Consider the following 3,562-nt stretch of genomic DNA (forward strand, 5'->3'; position numbering starts at 1 on the left):
CTGACGGCGAAAACTGGTGGCGGGTAGTCACCTTGTGGGAGAAGATCAAATCGCCACTGCTGGACGCGATGCTGTCGCCTTTTCCGCCGGTGTTTCCGACGATCCGGCTGCTGCTCAAACTGGGCACGTCGGATGCCGTTCGGCTGGCGCACCTATTGGTGCTGCCCGCCAACACCATGGTGGAGCACCTATTCGACGGTGAGGCACCCCGATTGTTATTGCTGGGCAACGCGATGCACGCTGACGTACCGGTGGATGCGCCCGGCAGCGGCGTCTTTGGTTTCCTGATGACAATGCTCGGCCAAGACGTCGGGTGGCCTGTCCCCGTTGGTGGTTCGGGTCAGTTGACTGCAGCACTGGTCAATCGGGCCTGCTCGGCCGGCGCACAGATCGAGTGCAACCAGAACGTCGCGACAATTCAGGTACGAGGCAGCCGGGCGGTCGGGGTGACCACCACCGGCGGACGGACCGTGCAGGCTCGTCGCGCGGTGGTGGCCGACGTCACCGCGCCACGGCTGTTTTGCGACATGCTGCCACCGGATGCCGTTCCGGCCGGTCTGCGCGATGAGCTCAAGCATTTCGTTTGGGACCCGCCGGTGGTGAAGGTCAACTACGCTCTCGACGACAACATTCCTTGGCGCGCCAGGAGTTTGGCAGGCGTTGGCACTATCCATCTCGGCGCCGACGCGGACGGGTTAGTGCGTTGGATGGCCGATTTGAACACCCGGGTCGTTCCCGAACACCCGTTCATGCTGTTAGGGCAGACCACCACAGCCGACCCGACCCGGTCACCGGCCGGCACGGAAAGTGTTTGGGCTTACACGCATCTGCCGCGCAATGTCGCGGACGACGACTCAGCCGAGCAGCTGGCCAAAGCGGTGGACCACACCATCGAAGAACATGCACCCGGCTTCGGGTCGCATGTGATCGACCGGTCTGTGCAACGCCCATCGGATCTGGAGGCCAGTGACGCCAATCTGCATCTCGGAGCGCTCAACGGCGGAACCGCTCAACTGCCGCAGATGCTGGTCTTTCGTCCGGCGCCCGGGATGGGCCGGGCCGAAACACCGGTCGAGGGGCTGTATCTGGGCAGCGCGTCAGCCACACCGGGAGGCTCGGTGCACGGCGCGTGCGGCCGCAACGCCGCGAACGCGGCGTTGGCGGCAGATGGCTGGACCGGCTGGCCGCGGCGCAAGCTGACCCGCACCGTGCTCTCGCTGCTGACGAAATAATCACGTCGAATGTGGACATGCCCACGCTATTTCGTCTCCAGCGTGTTGTATTCCACACCCGATACCGGTCTCAGAACAGCGTGCCGCAGTACGGTACCCGCTCGGTCGCGAACGCGGCATCTAGGCTGCGTAGCGCACCGCTGCGCAATTCCGTGATGCGGTTCGCTCGGTGAAGTTCGTATGCGCGGTGCGCACCCATGTAAATCGTTGCCAGCTCACCCAGTCCGAGTTTGACGTCCGCGGGCCCGTAATGCGGCGTGCATTTCCCCACACCGTCACGAGTCTGCAGCAGGAACCGTCCTCCCGCGACGCTCAGCGGGTCTGTCACCTCTAATACGACCTCGGCATCGGCTGAGTATGCGCGCGCGCCAAGCGCGTCAGGCACATTCATGATCCGCATCCAGAGAAAATCGCTCAGCGCTGTGGTAGGAGCAGCAAGCTGGTCCTTGAGTTTGAGCGGAAGCGGATCATCGACCGAGACCTCGATCGCTATGTTGTCGAACATCTTCATACCCACCAGCGTCGCGAGCAGTTCGGTATGTGCCTCGTCGGTGACCGGGCAGAAGTCTTGCACCACCACGGAGCCAAAAGGCCGCCGAAACGCGTGTGGTGACGCTCCGGTCACCCGGTATGTCAGGAAGCCGTCAGGATGGACGATGAAATTAAGCTCCGATGCATTCTCCCGCTGCGTCACTCTGTCTTCCAGAAAATCAGCCCACCACGCGCTGTCTCGGCTCAGCGCTCCAGGTGTTATGGCACACCATCGATCGTAGATCTGCGGTAGGTAGTGTCCGGCCACGGACGCGTGGACCTCACGTGCCTGATTCCGGCTGGGTTTAACTCGCAGCTCGGTAAAGCGTGGTTCAATATTGAACTTTCGTGCGTAGGTGGCCACGCCGGCGCCCAAGATCTCGTAAACCGTTGGCTGGGTCGGAACACCACACAGGATGGGGTAACCACGCTCCTGAAGTATTCCGAAGCCCTCAATACTGATCCGTTGCCAGATTCCTCGTCCTTGATGTGTTGCCGCGACGGCGATCATGGCCAGCCACGAAGCCTCCAAACTGGCGCCGCCGGGCACGGTAAGCCGCAGCCTGTAGTACAGCGAGGTGCCCACCAGGCATGGGTTGTGCGGATCGGAAATGTCTTCCGCAACCAGAATGTCGTTAGGCTCGATCCGCCGTTTCCAAGCTTCAACGTCTCCCGGCTCGACCGTAACCCCGTATACGCGGGCCTGATTTTCGTAGACGCCCTGCAGGTCGTCATCGGTTGCGTATCGAATTCTGATGGAGTCGTCCGTCGTATTCATCGCATCCAATCAGCTGTAGTTCCGCCGAACCGCCGCTCTGGCAACCAAATCCATCGAGCTGATCTTCGAGGTTTATGAGGGCGCCGCCTCCGTCAGCCTACCCACCAAATGACCGCCGCAACCACGCAGGTCGCCCCACATCACCGATGTGTAGCGTGGAGTCTCTGCTGGTGAAAATCGTGTGCCAGGCGCCGCTCGCGGTAGTCGAAGGCGAGCGATGCGGCGCTGGGCGGTCAGCCGGTTTGGGGGTATCGCCGGGGGGTGGCCGGGGGATCGACAGCGGAAGGACGCCGAGATGCTGCGAGCAATCACCCGACTTGCTATCGCCGCACCGCGACGCATCATCGCGGTCGCCGTCTTCCTTGCGCTGGCGGCGGCGGTTTTCGGCATCCCGGTGGTCAACAGCTTGTCCGCCGGCGGCTTTCAAGATCCCACGTCGGAGTCCGCGCGTGCGACAGAGCTGCTCAGGGAGAAGTTCGACCAAACCGATCAGAAGATGATGATCGTAGTGAGTTCACCCGCCGGTGCCCGCAGCGATCAGGCGCGCCGGGTGGGCACCGACATCGCCAAGCAGCTGAAACAGTCACCGTGGGTTTCCAATGTGTCCTCGGCGTGGACGTCGCCACCGCAGGCCGCCGCGCAGCTGATCAGCAAGGACAACAAGTCCGGGATGATCGTCGCCGACCTGAAAGGCGGAGAGGACAACGCGCAGAAGTACGCCAAGACGCTATCCCGTGACCTGGTACATGACCGCGACGGCGTCACTGTACGCGCCGGTGGCATGGCTGTGGCCTACGCCCAGATCAACCACCAGAACCAGCACGACCTGGTGTTGATGGAATCCATTGCGATTCCGCTGAGCTTCGCAGTGCTGGTGTGGATTTTCGGCGGCCTGGTGGCGGCAGCAGTGCCGATTGCGCTCGGCGGACTGGCCATCGTCGGGACCATGTCGGTATTGCGGCTGATCAGCTTTACCACCAACGTGTCGACCTACGCGTTGGACCTGAGTATCGCCATGGGT

3 protein-coding genes are annotated in these 3,562 nt (G+C 62.4%); 2 read left to right on the forward strand and 1 reads right to left on the reverse strand.

What is annotated here, in order from left to right; all coding sequences use genetic code 11:
- Positions 1–1,232 (forward strand): NAD(P)/FAD-dependent oxidoreductase (locus tag VFA16_RS21280; RefSeq protein WP_324969735.1); only part of this gene is annotated, 1,232 nt, incomplete at its 5' end.
- Positions 1,233–1,302: 70 nt separating this feature from the next.
- Here VFA16_RS21280 and VFA16_RS21285 read toward each other — a convergent pair.
- Entirely contained in the window at positions 1,303–2,541 is a 1,239-nt protein-coding gene (locus VFA16_RS21285; protein ID WP_324969736.1) for a GNAT family N-acetyltransferase, read from the reverse strand.
- A 295-nt stretch (positions 2,542–2,836) separates the two neighbouring features.
- Here VFA16_RS21285 and VFA16_RS21290 point away from each other — a divergent pair.
- On the forward strand, positions 2,837–3,562 hold a 726-nt coding region (locus VFA16_RS21290), incomplete at its 3' end, for an MMPL family transporter (protein WP_324969737.1).

Origin of the sequence: Mycobacterium sp., from assembly GCF_035653355.1 — a bacterium.
Lineage (GTDB): Bacteria > Actinomycetota > Actinomycetes > Mycobacteriales > Mycobacteriaceae > Mycobacterium.